General features: G+C 68.2%; 17 protein-coding genes. 14 read left to right on the forward strand and 3 right to left on the reverse strand.

The features are described from left to right. Nucleotides 1–98: 98 nt before the first annotated feature. The 3 genes from ACY48M_RS01700 to ACY48M_RS01710 all read left to right on the forward strand — a co-directional run bounded on the left by ACY48M_RS01700 (nt 99) and on the right by ACY48M_RS01710 (nt 3648). Nucleotides 99–836, forward strand: a complete 738-nt coding sequence (locus ACY48M_RS01700) for an alpha/beta fold hydrolase (RefSeq protein ID WP_462818509.1) — start codon at nt 99–101, stop codon at nt 834–836. Beyond that, entirely contained in the window at nt 833–2398 is a 1566-nt protein-coding gene (locus ACY48M_RS01705; RefSeq protein ID WP_462818510.1) for a Mur ligase family protein, read from the forward strand. Before ACY48M_RS01700 ends, ACY48M_RS01705 begins: the two co-directional genes overlap by 4 nt. A gap of 107 nt (nt 2399–2505) precedes the next feature. Next, entirely contained in the window at nt 2506–3648 is a 1143-nt protein-coding gene (locus ACY48M_RS01710; protein WP_462818511.1) for a D-alanine--D-alanine ligase family protein, read from the forward strand. A gap of 14 nt (nt 3649–3662) precedes the next feature. Here the strand turns inward: ACY48M_RS01710 and ACY48M_RS01715 are convergent, their stop codons facing one another. Beyond that, complete coding sequence (locus ACY48M_RS01715; RefSeq protein ID WP_462818512.1) at nt 3663–4151, reverse strand: DUF3515 family protein; 489 nt, start codon at nt 4149–4151, stop codon at nt 3663–3665. A gap of 24 nt (nt 4152–4175) precedes the next feature. Between ACY48M_RS01715 and thiL the strand changes: the two genes are divergently transcribed. Next, on the forward strand, nt 4176–5150 hold the full coding sequence (thiL, locus tag ACY48M_RS01720; protein WP_462818513.1) for a thiamine-phosphate kinase: 975 nt from the start codon (nt 4176–4178) through the stop codon (nt 5148–5150). A gap of 33 nt (nt 5151–5183) precedes the next feature. Here the strand turns inward: thiL and ACY48M_RS01725 are convergent, their stop codons facing one another. Both ACY48M_RS01725 and rsmD read right to left on the reverse strand, forming a co-directional pair. Beyond that, the gene (locus ACY48M_RS01725; RefSeq protein WP_462818514.1) at nt 5184–7445 is read right to left on the reverse strand and encodes a hypothetical protein; all 2262 of its coding nucleotides are present in this window, start codon (nt 7443–7445) and stop codon (nt 5184–5186) included. 125 nt (nt 7446–7570) lie between these two features. Continuing rightward, nucleotides 7571–8125, reverse strand: coding sequence for a 16S rRNA (guanine(966)-N(2))-methyltransferase RsmD (gene rsmD, locus ACY48M_RS01730; RefSeq protein ID WP_462818515.1), 555 nt, complete (start codon nt 8123–8125; stop codon nt 7571–7573). Between the two features lie 86 nt (nt 8126–8211). Between rsmD and ACY48M_RS01735 the strand changes: the two genes are divergently transcribed. The 10 genes from ACY48M_RS01735 (at nt 8212) to ACY48M_RS01780 (ending at nt 20589) form a co-directional block, all read left to right on the forward strand. Next, entirely contained in the window at nt 8212–10383 is a 2172-nt protein-coding gene (locus ACY48M_RS01735; RefSeq protein ID WP_462818516.1) for an ATP-dependent DNA helicase RecG, read from the forward strand. Between the two features lie 68 nt (nt 10384–10451). After that, nucleotides 10452–10934 carry a pantetheine-phosphate adenylyltransferase gene (coaD, locus tag ACY48M_RS01740; RefSeq protein WP_462818517.1) on the forward strand — a complete coding sequence of 161 codons (483 nt, stop codon included), beginning with the start codon at nt 10452–10454 and terminating at the stop codon, nt 10932–10934. Between the two features lie 70 nt (nt 10935–11004). Further along, complete coding sequence (locus tag ACY48M_RS01745; protein WP_462818518.1) at nt 11005–12021, forward strand: siderophore-interacting protein; 1017 nt, start codon at nt 11005–11007, stop codon at nt 12019–12021. Continuing rightward, entirely contained in the window at nt 12021–13103 is a 1083-nt protein-coding gene (locus ACY48M_RS01750; RefSeq protein WP_462818519.1) for a FecCD family ABC transporter permease, read from the forward strand. Before ACY48M_RS01745 ends, ACY48M_RS01750 begins: the two co-directional genes overlap by 1 nt. After that, on the forward strand, nt 13100–14149 hold the full coding sequence (locus tag ACY48M_RS01755) for a FecCD family ABC transporter permease (protein ID WP_462818520.1): 1050 nt from the start codon (nt 13100–13102) through the stop codon (nt 14147–14149). The genes ACY48M_RS01750 and ACY48M_RS01755 overlap by 4 nt, the downstream gene beginning before the upstream one ends. After that, the gene (locus ACY48M_RS01760) at nt 14146–14961 is read left to right on the forward strand and encodes an ABC transporter ATP-binding protein (protein ID WP_462818521.1); all 816 of its coding nucleotides are present in this window, start codon (nt 14146–14148) and stop codon (nt 14959–14961) included. The genes ACY48M_RS01755 and ACY48M_RS01760 overlap by 4 nt, the downstream gene beginning before the upstream one ends. A 62-nt stretch (nt 14962–15023) precedes the next feature. After that, nucleotides 15024–16019, forward strand: coding sequence for an iron-siderophore ABC transporter substrate-binding protein (locus tag ACY48M_RS01765; protein ID WP_462818522.1), 996 nt, complete (start codon nt 15024–15026; stop codon nt 16017–16019). 81 nt (nt 16020–16100) lie between these two features. Beyond that, a complete protein-coding gene (locus ACY48M_RS01770; RefSeq protein ID WP_462818523.1) occupies nt 16101–17108 on the forward strand; it encodes an AAA family ATPase in 1008 nt (335 codons plus the stop codon). 5 nt (nt 17109–17113) lie between these two features. After that, a complete protein-coding gene (locus tag ACY48M_RS01775; RefSeq protein WP_462818524.1) occupies nt 17114–18391 on the forward strand; it encodes a DUF58 domain-containing protein in 1278 nt (425 codons plus the stop codon). After that, on the forward strand, nt 18388–20589 hold the full coding sequence (locus ACY48M_RS01780) for a transglutaminase TgpA family protein (protein WP_462818525.1): 2202 nt from the start codon (nt 18388–18390) through the stop codon (nt 20587–20589). The genes ACY48M_RS01775 and ACY48M_RS01780 overlap by 4 nt, the downstream gene beginning before the upstream one ends. The last annotated feature ends 14 nt before the right edge of the window (nt 20590–20603 follow it).

A 20603-nucleotide genomic window follows, 5' to 3' on the forward strand; every position in this document is an offset into this window, starting at 1 on the left:
TGAGAGGTCACGTCTCGCGCCAAGGCGACGCGGGATGCGCACACGGTGACCTCTCGCCGCACCTGCTGGTGCCACGGACCCCGGTGTACTGTAACTAGGTGATCACGGCGTTGGCGGATGGGCGAATTCTCGCCGAGAAGACCGGCGCAAGCCCCGCATCCGTCGTCGCTCTCCACGGTTGGGGCCGCACTGGTGCCGACTTCGGCACGATCGTCGCGGGGCTCGACGCCGTCGCGGTCCATCTGCCGGGCTTCGGCATCACCCCGGCTCCCGCGGTCGCGTGGGGCACCGCCGACTACGCCGCAGACCTTGTCGATGCGCTCCGCGAGCTCGGCCCGACCGTCATCGTCGGCCACTCCTTCGGCGGCCGCGTCGCCGTGCGCGTCGCGGCGGAGCACCCCCAGCTCGTGAAGGGGCTCGTGCTCACTGGGGTGCCGCTCGTGCGCCTCCAGGCCGCGCCCAAATCTCCGACCGCGTATCGGCTCGTGCGGTGGCTTGCCAAGCGCGGCCTCGTTTCGCAGAAGACGCTCGACGCGCAGCGCCAGAAGCACGGTTCGGCCGACTATCGCGCTGCTCAGGGCGTGATGCGCGACGTCATGGTGAAGGTCGTCGGCGAGGACTACCGCGACGACCTCGCCCGAATCACGGCCCCCGTTCGCATGGTGTGGGGCGAGCATGACACCGCTGCGCCGGCGGATGCCGGGCGCGCCGCCAGCGAACTCGTCACGGGTGCGCGCTTCCGCGTTGTGCCCGGTGCGGGTCATCTGCTCGAGGGTGACCTCGCGGTGGCCGTGCGCGAAGAACTCCTGACCCTCATCGAGGAGGTGGCGTCGTGACGCCGTTGATCGTCGTGACCGTTGTGCTCGGCCTCGTCGCGGGGGCGCTCGCGGTGCTCCGCTGGCTCCGCGTCGCCCAGCGGGAGCACTACATTGCGGGCTGGGTCGGCCGTATCGCCGCCCTCTGGGTTGTGCGACGACCCGTCAATGCCGCCGTGCTCAGCGGCGTCATCATGCTCATTGCGGTGGGTATCTTCACCGCCCTCGCGGGGGCCACAACGGTGGCATCCGTGCTCTCGATTGTCGCGGTCATCGCGGCGGCCCTCATGCCGATCGGTCTCGGTGTGCGCGGCAGCAGTGCGCCCCTCAACTGGACGCAGCGTGCGCGGCGTCTCGCGATCGCCTACGCCGTCGCGCTGCCGCTCACCGGCGGCGTGCTCTGGTGGCTTGTTGGCGCCCCCGCGGCGGCCCTTGCGATCATCCTCGCGCCCGTGCTCATGGACGGCGTGCTCGTGCCGATGAACGCGCTCGAGAAGCGCCTCTCGCACAAATTCCTCGTGAGCGCCCGTAAGCGGCTCGCGCAGGTGCGCCCGACCGTCGTCGCCATCACCGGGTCCTATGGCAAGACCTCGACCAAGGGGTACGTTGCTCACGTGCTTGCCGGAGCCTTCTCGGTGGTCGCCTCGCCCGCGAGTTTCAACAACCTCATGGGGCTCTCCCGCGCCGTCAACGACCGCGTCGTGCCGGGCACCGAGGTGTTCGTTGCCGAGATGGGTGTCTACGGCAAGGGCGAGATCCGCGAGCTCAGCGAAAGCTTTCCCCCGGATGTCGCGGCCATCACGACAATCGGTGAAGCTCATCTCGCCCGCATGAAGACCAAGGCGACAATCGCTGCGGCGAAGTCGGAGATCACGGAGCGGGCGAAAACCGTCGTGCTCCCCATCGACGAGCCGGAACTTTCGGCCCTCGTGCTCCGCTGCCGTGACGAGGGCAAGCGGGTCATTACCGTCTCGGTGGTGCCGGGTGCCGAGGCCGACGTCGTCGTTGATGCCGCAGCATCCACCGCCACCATCACGACGTCGGCCGGCACATCGACCGTGCCCGTGACGATCCCCGGCACCGGCCATGCCGTGAACATCGCCGTCACGATCGGCATTGCGCTCGCGCTCGACGTGGATGCCGCGACGATCGCCCCCAGGCTCGCAGCGCTGCCCGGCTCGCAGCATCGCGCCGAGGTGCAGGAGGCGCCCAACGGCACCCTCATCATCGACGACACCTACAACTCCAACCCGGTCGGGGCGGAACGCGCCCTCGACGGTGCAGCCAAGCTCGCCGCAGAGCGCGGTGGCAACCTCGTCGTGGTGACCCCCGGAATGGTGGAGCTCGGTTCGGTGCAGTTCGAGCGCAACCGCGCGTTCGCGGCATCCATCACGGCGCGGGGCGGGCAGCTCCTCGTCGTCGGTCGCACCAACCGGGCGGCGCTCATCGCGGGGTCGGCTGGCTCGCAGCATCCGGCGCTCATGTTCGATCGGCGCGCCGACGCCGTGCTGGTCGCGCTCGATCAGGCCGGCGACCGAGGCGTTATCCTCTATGAGAACGACCTGCCAGACCATTACCCCTGATCGCCGCTCTTGCGGGTCGGGATGCATCGGGACTGGCCGGTGACGCGGCCGGATGCGGCCACACAGCCACGCGCACAGCGCTTGTGCACAATGAGCAGCGGAGGATCATGAGCAACACCTGGGCGATTGTCTTCGGGGGCCCATCCCCGGAGCATGAGATCTCGATCCTGACCGGTCTTCAGTCGGAGCGTGTGCTCCTCGACGCTGGCGACACGGTGTTGCCCCTCTACTGGGCTCCGGCCGGTGGCTGGTTTCTCGTGCCGGAGAAGACCGAGGCGAAGGACTACCTCGAGGGCGTGCCCGCTGGGTCGAAGCCGGTCGATGTGCGCATCGGTGACAAGTCTGGGCTCTTCGTCAAGAAGCGTTTCGGCGAGGACGAGCTCGCGCCGGAGGCCGTGCTGCTCTGCCTCCACGGCGGGGTCGGCGAGGGTGGCGGTGCTGCTGCCCTGTTCAGCCTGCTCGGCATCCCGGCCACCGGGTCGAGCCTCTTCGCTGGTGCGGTCGGCATGGACAAGCTCGCGTTCGGCGGTCTCATGGCCGTCGCCGGCATCCCGTCGTTGCCGCGCGAGCCGCTCTCGGCCGTGCGCGAGCCGAGCTTCGCTGGCCCCTACATCGTCAAGCCTCGCTTTGGCGGATCGTCGATCGGCATTGAGATCGCTGAGGATGTCGCGGCCGCCCGCGCCGTCGGCAAGGCGAGCACGCACCTTCGTGCGGGTGCCGTGCTCGAGCCATACCGCCCCGAGCTCGTCGACCTCAATATTTCGTTCCGCACGGCACCGAGCCTTGAGCTGACGCAGTTGGAGAAGCCGCTTCGCGGTTCGGGCGATTCGGGTCTCTACTCCTATGCGGAGAAGTATCTCGCTGGGGGAGCCGGTCAGGATGCCGGCCTCACGAGCGCACCCCGCGAGTTTCCGGCAGTCGTGCCAGACGGGGTCGCGGAGCTGGCCGCCGATCTTGCAACACGCGTCGCCGACGCCACCGGGCTCACGGGTGTCGTGCGAGTCGACCTGCTGCTCGATGAGGCGACGGGGGAGCTGTTCGTCAACGAGGTGAACTCGATCCCCGGCGCCATGTCGCTCTACCTGTGGGCGCCGACCCGGTCAGCCGCCGAGGTGCTGCGCGATGCCCTCATCGAGGCTCGCGACATGCCATTCACGCTGCCCGCCGGCGGGTTCGGGTCGGGCGCGGCGCTGCGGGCTGCTGGAGGCATCGCGGGCAAGCTCGTCGGGCTCGACGGCCCGCGCGCGTAGCACCGCGCCGGCACCTACTCTTCTGGCACCCCGAGCACGTCCTCGGCCGAGGTGCAGTAGCTCTCGGCCGGAATCGTGCCGACCGCATTCGCGAGCGCCACGAGGGCCGCGGTGCCCGACGATTCGGTGCTGTCGACGACGACCTCGACGGCGGGGTCACGGCCATACGTCGTGAACACGAAGGTGGGGGCATCCGTGTCGTCACGCAGCCAGTCGATGTCGCGCACCGTGAAGCAGGGGAGCGTTGATGGGCCGGGTACTTCGACCCCGCAGCGCAGCAGCACGGCGGTCGGAGTGCCCCAGGCTCCGGTCGCCTGCGCATCGGTTTCCCGCTGCTCGAGGTCGTCGATGGCGTCTGGCAGTCGCACACTGACTTCGGCGCAGTCGACGGATGCGGCATCCGGTGCGGCCGTCATGGGCACGGCGGCGGTGCAGCCGCTGAGCAGCAGGAGTGCACCCACAGCGGCGACGAGGGCGCGCGACGCTCGGGTCTTCGTGATCATCCCGTTCAGGCTACCGTGTGATGCATGAGCGACTCCGACACCCTCGCCTCCGTCGGGGAGTCCGCGGCGCTGCAGCGTATATTTCCCCGGCTTCCCGTTTCTGGTGCAACGCTGCTCGGGCCCGGTGACGACGCGGCGGTGATTGCGGCACGCGACGGCCGCTTCGTGGTGACGACCGACATGATGATCCATGGGCCAGATTTCAGGCTCGCGTGGTCGAGCCCGTTCGACCTCGGCTGGAAGGCTGCGGCCTCGAACCTTTCGGATGTCGCGGCGATGGGCGCCGTGCCGACGGCGCTCGTTGTGGCGCTCGCGCTGCCGGGGGACACGCCGATCTCGACGCTGGAGGGAATCGCCGATGGGTTGCGCGAGGCGTGTGCAGCGCTCGCGCCGGGGTGCGGGGTTGTCGGTGGTGACCTCTCGGTGTCGCCGACCATGACATTCGCGGTGACGGCGTTTGGCGACCTTGAGGGGCGGGCGCCCGTGACCCGATCGGGCGCGCGGGTGGGTGATGTCGTCGCGGTCTCCGGGGCGCTCGGTGCTGCGGCTGAGGGGCTGCGGCTGCTGTTCGCCGAGGGAGTCGACAATGGGGGCGAACCGGATGCCGCGCGCGCCACCGCCGTCGCCGACCGCACGCTCGCCCAGCGGCGACCGTCGCCGCCGGTCGAGGATGGGCGCTTGGCCGCGCTGGCGGGCGCAACAGCCATGCTCGACTTGAGTGACGGGCTCGCAAAGGATGCGGCGAGGGTGGCCGAGGCGAGCGGGGTGACGCTCGATTTCGCTGGCTCGACGCTGGGGGCTGACCCTGCACTCGCGCTGGGCGGCGCCGAAGACCATTCACTGCTCGCGACCTTCCCCTCTGACATCCCTCTGCCAGGCGCGTTCCGCCTCGTCGGTACGGTTGTCGCTCGCTCGGACGCGCCCGTGCTGCTCGATGGCGAACCGCACGACGCGAGCGGCTGGGATCCCTACGCTGACTGGGCTGGCGGTCAGGGCTGACGGGCGAGGGCCGCGACCTGAATGGCTGCGCGCTCATGAGTTCTCAATCTCAGACGCGTGCGTGGAAATGACCGTGGCGATATCGCGGATCACGAGCAGTGGTTCGCCGGCTGCTCCACTGCGAGCGATAAGAAGGTCATCTCCAGCGCCGGCGACCTTGGCGATGGTGCTGGGCCGGGATGCGCTGATGGCGAGCGGGCTCCAGCTGGTACCGTCGGCCGACACCCAGACCACCGGGTGATATCCGCTGGAGTCTGACCAACTGCCTGCGGCGGCGTAGCCTCCGCTGACTGCCACCGGAGCGGAAAAGCTCACCCAGGGATCGACGTCGAAGACAGTCGTCCACTCCACTCCCTCGGCACTGTGCAGGAGTGTGTCGCGCCCCGCAGTCGTGAGCGCGAGCACGACACCGTCATCGCGGGCCGCGCATCCCAACGCCCAGCCGTTCCGATCCGTAGTCGCTCCCAGATCGACAGGGTGCCAGGTTCCGTCGACTTGCCGCCAGATTGTCGGGCGATACTCGCCCGGGCTCACCGTCGTGGTTCCGACGAGAAGGGGCGACCCGTCTGGCAGCTCGCAGACCTCGACGTAGTCGGAGTCCAGCGCGGTCTCCGAGAGCTCGCCGACGAGCACGGTCCACTCCACACCGTCGTCTGATGCCCAGAGTTGTCCATGTGCTGAGGTGCCCACGATGGCGGAGTCACGTCGACTCGCTGTGGCGATCCAGCGGTCACCCACTTTCGTGACCGCCGAGAATGAAAGGGCTCCGTCGGCGGGAAACCCGACAGCGGCGACCCATCCGCTCTCTGGGCTGGCACGAAAGTAGCCCTCCGCGGTGACCGAGTCTCCCGCGAATTCGGATCCAAGTACGACCTGCTCGCCATCGACTTCGCTGTGTACGACGGAGGAGAGAGCACTGAGACGTTCCGGCTCAAAGTTGGTGAGGGTGACAGCACTCCCGTCGTAATTCGCTGCTGCGAGCATCCTCGTGTTTCGCCAGCTACCGTCGCTCGAAGACTGGAATTCTGCGCGGCTGAGGGTGAGGTGTGCCGAGGTACCCGTCTGATGGACCTCGGTGACCGTGAACACGTCCTCCCGGCGGTCTAGTGTCGCAGTGTCACGCCACGTCGCATTCTGGTAGATCCCGAGGCGGGTCTCCCCACTGCCGCTCATCACCGCGATGACGGCCTCACCGTGCAGGGCGGCCCATCCGCTCACTCCATTGCCGGTCGCGGGGCTCGTGATCGCCACGAACGACCAGGCTCCGTCCGTGCCGCGTGAGAGCACGGCACTCGAGCGCTGGTCTTCGCTCCCGGCGACGGCCGTGACCACGTCACCGACCGCCGTCGGTGCTGAGATCCAGTGGTCAATGGCAGCGGTGGCCCACGGCTCCAGTGTGGTGGTGAGAGGCTCGTGAGTCCAGGCCGCAGCGTCTGCAGAAGACCAGACGGCCGCCTGGAGTGTGCCAGACGCATCGCGGGTGGCGCCGGTGGCGACATACCCGTCGCCGGCTCGTGCGACCCCTGACACCCATGCCGTTGCGGCGTCGATTTCGACGCGCTTGCGCCAGGTGGCACCGCCATCATCGGATGCGAACGAAACGGTCGGCCTCGATACGCCGTAGGGTCCGGGCGAGGCGACGATGACGAGCGAGTCTGCTGAGCCCGCGATGTCGATGGGCCACAGCGCTTCGCCACGCTCGAGGTCGGGAAGTGGGAGCGTCGTCACCGTGCCATCACTCGTGATGGTGACCCCTGCTGGCGTGCCCTCGTGGTCTGTCACCACGACGTAGGCGATCGGGCCGACGACCTCGATGAGCGCGATGGTACCCGCCGCTGCAAGATGGGCTGGAAGCGAGACCGGTACCCATTCGTCGCGGTCGCGCGACAGCCAGACAACAGAGTGGTATTCGCCGTTCTTCCACACCTCCCCACCAAACGCGGTGAGCTCATCGCTGCCAGACACCATGCCGGAGAAAGAGCCGTCGACATCCGCAACAGCGGCTTCAACCCAGTCGATGCCGTCATCCGAGGTCCACACTGTCGGCACTGCGGGTTCTCCAGGCGCAGCCCGCGAACCACCCATGATCGCGGGGAGTCCTTGCCCGGCTGGCACAATTTCCCCCACCGAGACCTCGTCTTCTGTCGCGATCATTTCGGGCGGCAGGTCCACGACCTCGGTCTGCACGGTTGGTGGCACCTTGCGGCCGTCAAGGAGCGGAGTGCTGCATCCGCTGAGGGCGACTCCAGTGACGAGTAGGAGGATTGCCCAGGTGAGGTTGCGCCGAAGCAGCATGCGTGCACGTTCCCTTCCCGCCCTCGAGCGGGACGGTCTTGGGAACGCTATCGAGCCCGAGGGGCCCGACCACCCGACGCATCGAGGGCTGTGGAGAGTGCCGCCTCAGGCTTCCTGTGGAGGGATCAACTGCACGACGCCCACCACAGCGTCGTATCGCCGTAATCCTTGCGACGGTCGAGCTCGAGGCTGGCAGGCCACTGTGGTTCGGGCGAACGTGACGAGCGCTCGACGAGCACGATCGCATCCGGGGCGAGGGGCAGCGCCGCCAAATCGGCCGCCAACTCGTCTTCGCCCAGCTCGTACGGCGGGTCGATGAAGATGATGTCGAAGGGCGTCGGGCCGCCGGCGAGGTACGACTGCACGGCAATGGGGGCAACCGTGATCCGCACGCCTTTCGGTGCTCGCGCACGGATGAGCTCAGCGTTGCGTCGGCAGGCGGCGGATGCTGCGGGGTTCTTCTCGACGAGCGTCAGACTCACGGCGCCCCGGCTCACGGCCTCGAGCCCGAGTGCCCCAGAGCCCGCGTAAAGATCGAGCACAGTAGCCCCGTCGAGCGCATCGCGGGCTTCGAGTGCCGAAAAGATGGCTTCGCGCACGCGGTCGCTCGTGGGGCGTGTGCCCTTCGGTGGCACGGCGATAGTGAGCGAGCCGGCGAACCCGGCGATGATCCGTGTCATCCCTTGAGCGTACTGAAGCTGGCGCGAGTCACCAGGTCGCCTCGGCACGGCGCACTGATGCCGGGGGTCGCGGGTACGCTCGGGGGGTGGGATCTCCGCTCGACGCCAAGCTGTCGTCTGCCCTCGGCGGGCGCACGGCGCAGGCCTTTTCGCGCAATCTTGGGCTCGAGACGATCGGTGACCTGCTGAGCCACTACCCGCGGCGCTATGCCCTGCGGGGTGAGCTCACGGAGCTCGGCGCCCTCCCTCCCGACGAGAATGTGACGATCGTCGCCGAGGTGCTCGACGTGCGGGAGCGCACGATGCAGGCGCGCCGGGGGTCGATCCTTGAGGTCCGCATCAGCGACGGCAAGGGCATCCTTTCGCTCACCTTCTTCAATCAGGCGTGGCGCAAGGCCGACCTCAAGCCGGGTGTTCGCGGAATTTTTGCGGGCAAGGTGGGGGAGTATCGCGGCAGTCCGCAGCTCGCGCACCCCGACTACGAGCTGTTCGACGCTGACACGCCGAGCGGCGACACGGAGGCCTACCGGGCGTGGGCGGAGCAGCCGGTGCCGATTTATCCGGCGGTGGCGGCGGTGACGTCGTGGCAGATCCAGAAGGCGGTCGGGGTGGTGCTCGACACCCTGCCGGCGCTTGATGATCCGGTGCCGGCATCCGTTCGTTCCGATCGCACGCTCATGGCGTATCGGCGCGCGATCGAGCTCATCCACCGGCCCACGAAAGACATCGAGTGGCGGGCAGCCCAGAAGGCGCTGCGCTTTCAGGAGGCGTTCGTGCTGCAGGCCGGCTTGCTGCAGCAGCGGGCGGTGCTGCGTGAACGGCAGGCGACAGCGCGGATGCCGCAGCCCGGCGGTCTGCTCGAACGCTTCGATGCCGCACTGCCCTTCGAGCGCACCGACGACCAGGTTGCGGTCGGTGAGGAGATCGCGGCCGACCTCGCGGCGTCGCTGCCCATGAATCGGCTCGTGCAGGGTGAGGTCGGCTCTGGCAAGACGCTCGTCGCACTGCGCGCGATGCTCGCGGTCGCCGAGTCGGGCGGCCAGTCGGCGCTCCTCGCGCCGACCGAGGTGCTCGCGGGGCAGCATCTGCGCTCGATCGTGGCGTCGCTCGGCCCAGATCTCGCGGCGCGGCTGCGGCCGACGCTCATCACGGGCCAGCTCCCGGTCGCCGACCGGCGCAAGGCGACGCTCGCGACGGTGTCGGGCAGCGCCCATATCGTCGTCGGCACGCACGCGCTCATGAGCGGCTCGGTTGAGTTTTTCGACCTCGGCCTCGTCGTGGTCGATGAGCAGCATCGCTTCGGTGTGGCTCAACGCGAGGCACTCCGCCGCAAGGGCGCCATCCCTCCACACGTGCTGGTGCTCACGGCGACACCCATCCCGCGCACGGTCGCCATGACGGTCTTCGGCGATCTCGATGTTTCGACGATCGCGCAGCTGCCCTCCGGCCGCATCCCGATCGTCTCGCACGTCGTTCCGCTCGCCGAGAGGCCGGGCTGGATGCCGCGAGTCTGGCAGCGTGTTGCGGAGGAGTTGCAGCAGGGCAGGCAGGCGTTCGTGGTGTGTCCGGCGATCGATGCCGCGAGCGAGGAGGAGCACGAGCCCTCCGTGCTCGAGCCGGAGGTCGAGCCGGGGCCTAAGGTGACGCCAGCGAGTGTCGTCGGTGTTATCGAGGAGCTGCGTGCGAATTCGGAGCTCTCGTCGACGCGCATCACCGCGCTGCACGGGCGCATGTCGGGGGAGGAGAAAGACGCGATCATGCGGGCCTTCGCGGCCGGCGACATCGATGTGCTGGTCGCGACGACCGTCATCGAGGTCGGCGTCGATGTGCCGAACGCTTCGACGATGGTCATTCTCGATGCGGATCGCTTTGGCGTCTCGCAGCTGCACCAGCTGCGGGGCCGCGTCGGCCGGGGCGGTGTGCCTGGCCTCTGCCTCATGGTGACGCACGCTGAGGAGGGCACCCTCGCGCGCGATCGCGTGGCGGCAGTCGCTGAGACGCTCGATGGGTTCGAGCTCGCGCAGAAAGATCTGGAGTTGCGTCAGGAGGGCGACGTGCTTGGCAGCGTGCAGTCTGGTGGACGTTCGAGTTTGCGCCTGCTGCGGGTCGCGAAGGATGCGAAGCTCATCACCGAGGCTCGCGCGATCGCCGAACTTACGATCGCTGATGACCCGAGCTTCGAGCGGCATCCGGCGTTGCGGGAGGCGCTCGATCGGCGACTCGATGACAGCGCGCGTGAGTTCTTGGCACAGGCCTAGCAGTGGCTCTGGCGTAATCTCGACGCGATCTCGGATTCCGCGCACGCCCTCCCACTAGGGTTGAAGGCATGCGCAGGATTGCCGTCGTCCCAGGTTCTTTCGACCCCGTCACTCTCGGCCACCTCGATGTCATCGAGCGCGCGGCTGGTCTGTTCGATGAGCTCCATGTGCTCGTGGTGCACAACCCAGACAAGACTGCGCTGCTTCCGGTGGCACAGCGCATCGCCCTGCTTGAGAGGGCGATTGCCGACGCGGGGCTGCCAGGCAACATCAAGGTCACCTCGTGGATGGTCGGCCTGCTGGTCGACTACTGCACCGATGTCGGCGCGAGTGTGCTCGTGAAGGGCGTGCGCTCGCAGGTCGATGTCGCCTACGAGACGCCCATGGCGATCGTCAACCGCAATCTCGCCGGGGTCGAGACCGTGTTCCTGCTGCCAGACCCGGCACACGCGCACGTGTCGAGTTCGCTCGTGCGCCAGGTTGCGTCACTGGGTGGGGATGTCTCACCCTATGTGCCGCGCACGGTTGCGGAGTTTCTGCAGTCGTCGTAGCGCTCGGCTGCTCGCCCGCGGAGGGGAGCCCGCGTAGCGAAGCAGAGGTTAGGCATGCCATACTTAGGCAATGCTTACCTTGGAAACCGCGATCAAGGCCGACGTTGACTTCGGAACCGCTATCGCGACGACGGAGCTTGCGCCCGCCAAGGACTCCCGCCCCGCATATCGACCGTATGTCGTGACGGTGAGCGCCCTGCGCCAGCTCAGCCCGCACTTCATGCGCGTGACGTTCACGACAGAATCGCTCGTCGACTTCGGCATCGACGGCCTCGACCAGCGGGTCAAGCTCGTCTTTCCACTTGACGACGGCTCTGCAGGGGGCGCGCTCTGCGACATCGGCGCGGACGACCCTGCGGTCATCGCCGACGGAAGCTGGTATGCCCGCTGGCGCGCCCTGCCAGATGCGAAGCGCGGCCCGCTCCGCACCTACACAGTTCGTGCCGTGCGACCGGCGCTGTGCGAGGTCGACGTCGATATGGTGCTCCACGCCGACGGCACCGGCCCGGCATCGCGGTGGCTTGCCGGCGCCACGGTCGGTAACACCCTCATCCTTGTCGGGCCAGACGCGCGCAGTGTCGACTCTGCCGTCGGCATCGACTGGCATCCTGGCGATGCCACCGAACTGCTGCTCATCGGCGACGAGACCGCGGCGCCTGCCATCTGCAGCATCCTCGAGTCGCTCCCGCGCGGGGTCGTCGCCCGCGCGTTTGTCGAGGTGCCGAGCAGCGCAGACGCGCTTGAGCTCGAGCTGCCGCTGGGGGCCACGATCACCTGGCTTGCCCGCGGCGACGACGAGCACGGCTCGGCACTCGACCCGGCTGTGCGCCGGTGGGTCGCCGAGAATCCCGCCGTTCTCCGCTCAGCCCTCTCGGGTTCGACGCAGGCGATCGCAGAGATCGATCTCGACCGCGAACTGCTCTGGGAATCCCCAGCAGAGGCCGAGGCCGGCTTTTATGGTTGGCTCGCGGGCGAATCATCCATGATCAAGTCGCTGCGCCGATTCCTCGTCTCTGAGACCGGTATCGACCGCAAGCGCATTGCCTTCATGGGGTACTGGCGGCTCGGCAAGTCCGAGCTGCAGTAATGTCGCGCGCCGTGACTGGCGCGGGCACGGAGCCCGTGGCCGCGTCGATGGATGCCGCGGTGCGCGCGCCGGCGAGCGTGCGCCGTCGCCGCGTGCGTGAGTGGCTGCTCGCCGGCTCTCTCGTGCTGCTCCTCGTTGCGGTCGCCCTGAGTCTCGCGATCGGTTCGCGGGCGATCGCCCCCGCCGAGGTTTTCGCAGCGCTGTTCGCGCCGATCGACGGCGACACGGTGCACATGGTGGTCCGTGACTTGCGGCTGCCACGCACCATCATCGGCATTGCGGTCGGCGCCGCCCTCGGCCTCGCCGGCACCGTCATGCAGGGCATTACCCGCAATCCGCTCGCCGATCCCGGCCTGCTCGGCGTCAATGCGGGTGCTTCGTTGTTCGTCGTTGTGGCGATCGCGGTGTTTGGGGTGACGGCGCCACTCGGTTTCGTGTGGTTCGCCTTTGCGGGCGCGGCCGCGGCAGCCCTGCTCGTGTATTCGATCGGATCGCTCGGGAGGGACGGGGCCACCCCGGTCAAGCTCGCGCTCGCCGGCACCGCGATCACGGCGGCGGCGACGTCGGTCGTGACGCTGCTCCTCATTACGGATGTCGAGACGCTCAACGCGTATCGCTTCTGGCAGGTCGGTTCCCTCTCGGGTCGCGGTGTCGACATCATTGGCGCGCTGTGGCCGTTTCTTGTCATCGGTGCTGTGCTCGCGCTGCTCTCCGGTCGGAGCCTCAACCTGCTCGCGTTCGGCGATGACGTCGCAAAGGGGCTCGGTCACAGCGCCACGCTCACGCGCGTTGCGACGGGCTTCGCCGTCGTGTTGCTCTGCGGCACAGCGACGGCCATCGCCGGCCCGATTGTCTTTGTCGGGCTTGTCATCCCGCACATCGCACGCGCGATCGCGGGCCCCGACTACCGCTGGATTCTCGCGCTCTCGCTCGTGCTCGGCCCCGTGCTTGTGCTCGCGGCCGACATCCTCGGCCGCGTTGTGGTGCATCCAGGCGAACTTGAGGTCGGCCTCGTGGTGGCGGCTATCGGCGCTCCCGTCATGATTGCGCTCGTCCGTCGCGTCAGGGTGGGGTCACTGTGAGCAACCTCATAGCCTCGCCACGGGTGCTCAGCGTCGATGAGGCGCGTCATGCGATCCGCCGCCGTCGCGTGCTCAGCACGGTCGCCCTCACCGTCGTGCTCGCCGTCGCAGTCATTGGGGCTGTCGCAACGGGTGCCTATGCCATCTCGCCCGACCGCCTCCTGCTCGCGCTGTTCGGTCAGGGCGATGCGAGCGACTCATTCGTGCTTTTCAGGCTCCGCCTGCCGCCGATCGTGCTCGGCCTGCTCGTCGGTGCGGCGTTTGGCATCGCCGGCGCAGTCTTCCAAACCCTCCTGCGCAATCCGCTCGCGAGCCCCGACATCATCGGCATCAGTGGTGGCGCGAGCGCCGCCGCCGCCTTCGGCATCCTCATCCTCGGTCTGAGCGGAGCGGCGGTGTCGCTCCTCGCATTCGGAGGCGCTGTCCTCGTTGCCGCAGCCATCACGCTGCTCGCATCGAACGACGGGGTCACCGGCTACCGCTTTGTGCTCATCGGGGTCGGCTTCGCCTTCCTCGCCCAATCCTTCCTCGGGTACCTGTTGACCCGCGGCGACGTGCGTGAAGCCTCAGAAGCGCTCGTGTGGATGGTTGGAGGGCTCGGCGGCGCAGCGTGGGGCGACATCGGCATTGTCGCGGTGTCGCTCGTCGTGCTGCTCGCGCTCCTGGCGGTGCTTGTGCCCCGCCTGCGGCAGCTGCAGCTTGGCGATGACACGGCGGCAGGGCTCGGCATTTCGGTGACCGGCACCCGTCTCGCCCTCATCGCTGTCGCTGTCGCCCTCACCGCGGTCGCGACGGCATTCGCGGGGCCCATCGCCTTCGTCGCGTTCGTCTCCGCTCCCATCGCTCGGCGCATCCTCGGCGATGGGGGCCTCGCACTCGTGCCATCGGCCCTCGTCGGCGCCAGTGTCGTGATCATCGCGGACCTCGTTGGCAGCGCGCTTCTCCCGGAGCTGCAGGTGCCGGCGGGCATCGTCACCGGCATCATCGGCGCCCCGTATCTGCTGTGGTTGCTCGCCACGGCCGACCGCAGAAGGAACATCGCATGAGTCATATCTCCCATGAGTTCCGCGCGAGAGAGCTGAGCCTCGGCTACGACGCGCGCACCATTGTCGATCGGCTCGACGTCGACCTCCCCGCCGGCGCCGTGACGGTCGTCGTCGGGGCGAATGCGAGCGGCAAGTCGACCCTGCTCCGTGGCGTCGCGCGCATCCTCAGCCCGAGCGGCGGGGTCGTGACGCTTGACGGTCGCGACATCCGCACGTACGCCGGCAAGGAGTTCGCGCGCATCGTCGGCATCTTGCCGCAGTCACCGACCGCGCCGGATGGCATCACGGTGGCGGACCTGGTGGCACGCGGCCGCTACCCGCACCAGGGATGGTTCGGCCGTCACTCGAGCGACGACGATCGCATCGTCGCCGAAGCACTCGCGGCGACCGATTGCACCGACCTCGCCGCACGGCCGGTCGACGCGCTCTCCGGCGGTCAGCGACAGCGGGCCTGGATCGCGATGGCGCTCGCGCAAGACCCCGACATCCTGTTGCTCGACGAGCCCACCACCTTCCTCGATGTCACCCACCAGCTCGAGGTGCTCGACCTTTTGCTCGGGCTCAACCGTGAGCGCGGCACCACGGTAGTGATGGTGCTCCACGACCTCAACCTCGCCGCACGCTATGCCGACCACATCATCGTGATGTCGGAGGGCGGCATTGTTGCGACGGGCACCCCGCGCGAGGTCATCACTCCCGAGATCGTGAGTGTCGCCTTCGGCCTTGACGCCAGGGTTGTCGACGACCCGGTCTGCGGTGCACCCATGGTCGTGCCCATCGGGCGCTACCACGGTGTGCCGAGCGCCACGTAAGCCCAACCCGAACCAGCCCGAATTACCCGAACCAGATCCATCCCACAACACCAGGAGAAGCAGTGAAGAAGAGATCCCTTGCCATCATCGCGGCGGCCGTCATCGTGCTCAGCGGTTGCAGCACGACGACTACCGAGCCAGACGACGCCACCACGACCGAGGGCGCGACGATCACGCACGCCTTCGGCGAGACCACCGTGCCGGCAGACCCGCAGCGCGTTGTCACCCTCGGGTGGGGCAGTGCCGATGCGGCCCTCGCGGTCGGCGTTGTGCCGGTCGGCATGGAGACCCAGTCGTACGGCGCGAACGAAGACGGCCTGCTGCCCTGGATCGCCGAGGAGCTCGACACGCTCGGCGCCGAGGTGCCGACCATGATCACCCAGACCGTCGATGAGCCCTCGTATGAGGAGATCATCGATCTCGAACCCGACCTCATCCTCGCTGTGTACTCGGGCATCACTGAAGAGCAGTACGAGCTCCTCAGCGAGATCGCCCCGACGGTCGCCTATCCGGATGCCGCGTGGACGACGCCATGGCGCGATGTCGTGTCGATCGTGGGCGAGTCGCTCAACCGTGCAGACGAAGCCACGGCTGTGCTCGAAGAGATCGACGGCGTCGTCGCGGAGCAGGCTGACGCGCATCCGGAGCTTGAAGGGCTTACGGTTGCCGCGGTGTGGGATGTCGGTGGCACGTTCTACGTGTACCGCGAGGCCGACCCCCGCGTGAGCTTTCTCTTCGGGCTTGGTCTTGAGGGCGCCCCTGCGGTCGACGAGCTCGCGAATGGCGAATCGTCGTTCTACTACACGCTGAGCTACGAGCAGCTCGATGCGCTTGAGAGTGACATCCTCGTGAACTTCGCCGACACCGATGCCGATGCCGAGGCCTTCCTTGCGCAGTCGTACGCGCAGGCGATCCCCGCCGTGCAGTCGGGCGCGGTCGCGAATGTCACGGGAGTCGACCTCGTGGCGGCGGTGTCGCCGCCCACCGCGCTGTCGCTCACGTGGGGCCTCGACGAGTACGTCGAGCAGCTCGCGACGGCGGCCGCAGCACTCGGCTAGCCGGGCGCTGTTCGCACAGTGTGGGCACTGATGCGCGACCGCGGTTTGCTGCGAGACTCACCAATGAAGAGGTGATGCTCGATGCACAACGCTGCCGCCGTGCCGGTGCCCACATCCGTCTCTGCTGGTCAGTTCGCCAGCCTCGGGGCCGCAGTGCTCTCAAGCGTCGAACGCGTCATTGACGGCAAACGCTCCGCCGTGGAGTTGGCGTTTGCGACGCTGCTGGCGGAGGGGCACCTGCTCATCGAGGATGTTCCCGGCGTCGGCAAGACGATGCTCGCGAGGGCGCTCGCCCGCTCGGTCGACTGCACCGTGAACCGCATTCAGTTCACGCCCGATCTCCTGCCGTCAGACATCACGGGTGTCTCGATCTACGATCAGGGGGCCCGTCGCTTCGATTTCACCCCTGGCCCGATCTTCGCGAATATCGTGATCGGCGATGAGATCAACCGGGCGAGCCCGAAGACGCAGTCGGCCCTGCTCGAGAGCATGGAGGAGCGCCAGGTCACGGTTGACGGTCGCACGCATCCGCTCGATTTGCCGTTCGCTGTCATCGCGACGCAGAACCCGATCGAGATGGATGGCACCTATCCGCTGCCGGAGGCCCAGCGCGACCGCTTCATGGTGCGCATTTCGATGGGGTATCCGAATGAGGAGGCCGAGCAGGCGATGCTGCGGTCGCGGGAGCTGGCGAGTCCGCTCGATTCGCTTGCCCCCGTGATGGCGCTCGATGAGCTTCGCGGAATGATCGCGGCCGTGCGCGCGGTCTATGTCGCGCCGGCGGTTGAGCGGTACGCCGTCGCGATTGCCCAGGCGACGCGGCGTGATGCGGAGCTGCGTCTCGGTGCGAGCCCGCGGGCGACGCTCCATCTGGTGCGCGCGGCCAAAGCGCGTGCGGCGCTCGATGGGCGCGATTTTGTCTTGCCAGACGATCTTGATTCGCTCGCTGTTCCGGTGTTCGCCCACCGTGTGATCCCCGCCAGCCGTGAGTCTGGTTCGGCCGCGATGGCCGCCGCCGAAGTCATCGTGAGCCGGATCATCAGAGAGACCCCTGTGCCACTCGGCGCTTCCGCCGATCCCCGAAGGTAGTCGGGGTGGTGCGTCGCAGAAGCTCATCGCGGAGTGTCGCCCTCACGCGACGCGGTCGGGTTGTGCTCGTGGCGGGGGCGGTCGGCAGTGTGGCCGCGTATGTGGCCAATCTCGACGCCATCCTGTTTGCCTCGGTGCTGTTGGTCGCCGTGCCGCTCACCTCTCTGCTTTCGGCCCGGCATCGGCGACCCGACGTTTCGGTGCACCGCACGTTCGGTGTTCCCCGGGCGCTCGCTGGGCATCGGGTGCCGGTGCGCCTCGAAGTGTCGAATCGCCTGCGCCGCCCCGTCGGCGCTGCCACCTGGACTGATGAGTGGGTGCGCGATTCGGGTGCGGTCCGCGGTGCACGCGCCGATGCCGGTGTCGCCGGCCCGAGCATCCTGCCGGTGCTCAGCGCACGATTCCGCGACCGCCAACCGTCGATCTCGATCGTCTGGGATTTGCTGCCTCCGCGTCGCGGCGACTACCGGGTCGGCCCCCTGCGTGTCACCGTCGCCGACCCGTTCGGCCTCGCGCAGGCAACATCGGCAACCGCCATGGCCACTGATCTCACCGTGCTGCCAGAGATCGTCGCACTGCCGGAGCCCGCGCTCGATCTTCGTCGTGCCGAGGGGGAGGCGCATCGGGCTGATCACCGTGCCACGGGCGGTGACCACGAGCTCACGACGCGCCCCTACCGCTCGGGCGACGCGCTCCGCAGGGTGCACTGGCGTGCGTCGGCACACCACGGCGAGCTCATGGTGCGCCAGGAGGAGCAGCGGAGCGCGGCCGAGGCGAGCATCCTGCTCGAAACCCGCGCGGCGCACCGTGCCGATGCAGATACCGGCCGGGGCCATGCTGAGAGCGAATCCTTCGAATGGGCCGTGTCCATGGTCGCCTCCCTGGTGGTTCATCTCGGCGACACCGGTTTCCGTGTCCATGTGCTTGAGACGGGCGCACCGCAGCTCGATGAAGGGCACGGCGCTGCCACGCTTGAGAGCCTCGCGCGGGTGCAGCTCACCGAGGTTCCGCAGGCGGCAGGGGTGAGCCTCGTGCCGATGGGGCGGCAGGGCAATGCGCGTCTCGGTTCGGTGTTTGCCGTGCTTGGCGCGCTCGATGGCGCGACGGTTGCGGCGCTCGTCGCTGGCAGGGCGTCATACGACGAGGCGATCGCCTTCATCGACGGGCCTGGCGACGGCGCGCGGCGGTTGACGGATGCCGGCTGGCTGTGCATTCCCGTCGGTAGCGATGTGAGCGTTTCTGAGGCTTGGGGTGCCGCGCTCGAGCGGAGGGCGAGTAGGTGACAGGGTCTGAGTCTGCCGTCGCTCACGCGCCGCCGTGGCGGGTGTCGGCGGCGCTGGCGTTGGCGATCCCGGTGGGATTCATCGGCTACCACGTTGTGCTGCGCGAGAACGCCTGGTGGTTGGCGATCGTGATCCCTTCGCTCATCGTGCTCGGCGCGGCGGCGATCACGCGGGCCCTGGTTCCGCGCATCGCGGTGCTCCCCGGCATGGTCGGCGTGATTTGTGGCGCGATGGTGGTCGCGATCGGCTCGGCGCGCGAGACGACGATCTTCGGTGTGCCAACTTTCGAGACCTGGGATGTGCTCTTCGCGCTCGGGCGGGACGGCGTGGACTCGCTTGCGGGGCAGGAGGCTCCCGCGCTCGCAGAACCGGGTGTTCTCGTGTTGCTCGCGGCCGGTGCCTGTGTCGTCGCCGCCGTCACCGACACGCTCGCCGTCGCGCTGCGGCGACCGGCGCTGACGGGGGTGATTCTGGTGCCGGTGGCGCTCGTGCCATTCGTGATTGTCGCGGTCGATGACTTCTTTTGGCTCGCCGCCGCCATCGTCGCGTGGCTGGGGGTGGTGGCAGCCGACCGCCCGGCGCGGGGCCGGCACGGTTGGGATGCGTTCGGCATTGTCGGAGTCTCGCTCGTGGGTGCCATCATCGCGACGACACTTCTGCCCTTGCCGTCGGCTGGTGGCACTTCGGGTGCAGAGAGCGGTGGTTCGATCCGTTCCGGAGTCAACCCGATCGCCACGCTCGGCGAAGACTTGCGTCGGGAAGAAACGCTCACGGCGCTCGTGTACACGACGGAGTCCGAGCAGGGCCACTACCTCCGGCTCACCGCCCTCGACCAGTTCCTCGACGAGGGATGGCAATCCGAATCGACTCCTGATGCCGACTCGGTGCCAGAATCCGCGCCAGCAACCCCCGGCCTCAGCTCGGCCGTCGCGAGTGCGATCGAAACCACCACCGTGTCGGTGCAACTGCTCGGCGGCGGGTGGGTGCCGGTGCCCTATCCGGCGTTGGGGGTGGAGGGTCTCCGCGCTGAAGCGCAATGGGATTCGACGTCACAGTCGCTCCGCACCGAGGGGCGGAGCGTGCGCGGCGAAACCTACGAGGTGAGTTCGCTTGTGCTCACGCCGACCGCCCAGCAGCTGCAGGATGCCGGCTCGGTCGTGCCAGAGGAGCTCACCCCGCTCGCGACCCCCGATGAGGAGTGGCCAGCGATTATCGCGGAGACCGCAGCATCCGTGACGGCGGGAGCGACGACGAACTATGAGCGGGCGGTGGCGCTGCAAGAGTTCTTGCGCAACGGTGACTTCGTGTATTCGGAGCAGGCACCAGATCGCGGTGACTACGACGATTCGAGTGCCGGCGCGGTTGCCGCATTTCTCGAGGTGCAGAGCGGCTACTGCGTGCAGTTCGCCTCCGCCATGGCGATCATGGCGCGCAGCCTCGGCATTCCCGCCCGTCTCGTGCTCGGCTTCCTCCCCGGTGAGGAGTCTGATAGTGAAAAGGCAGTGGAGTGGGTGGTCACCTCCGACGACCTGCACGCCTGGCCGGAGCTGTATTTTGAGGGCATCGGATGGGTGCCGTTTGAGCCGACTGCCGATCGTGGCGAGCCCGCCAGCTACAGCGAGCCTGCAGCCCTCGACACGGTCGACGATGGGGCTGCGACGCCGGACCTTCCGGCTCCAGACGCCAGCGTGGCCCCGAGCGTCGCGCCCGAGCTTGGCGATCTCGGCACCGACGCCCAGGAGGATTCGGAGACGCAGGACGGCGTGCCACCGATCGTGTTCTGGGTGCTCGGTCTCGCCCTGCTGGTGCTGCTACCGGGTGTTGCCCGCTGGGTGGTGCGCCGCCGCCGGCTGTCGCTCGTCGCCTCCGGCCGGGCTGGCGCAGAGCTCGCCTGGCGCGAGGTAATCGAAACGTCGATCGATCTCGGGCTCGAGCCCGCGGCGACCGGCACACCTCGGGCGAACGCGGCCGTGATCGGCGAATCACTGGGCCGCGACGATAGCGCGCTGGATGTGCTGCTGTTGGCAATCGAGCAGGAGGCATTCACGCGAGCCGATCTCACCGCGCCGGATGAGGTCGTGGCGTCCGCGCGAAGCGTGATCGCCGGGCTTCGCCGGGCTGCTGGGCCCGCGCGACGGTGTCTCGCGGCGCTGCTGCCAAAGACGCTGCTGCATCGCGTGCTCCAGGTCTTCTCATAGAGATACTGCGCGGA

This window comes from Homoserinimonas flava, assembly GCF_054969005.1.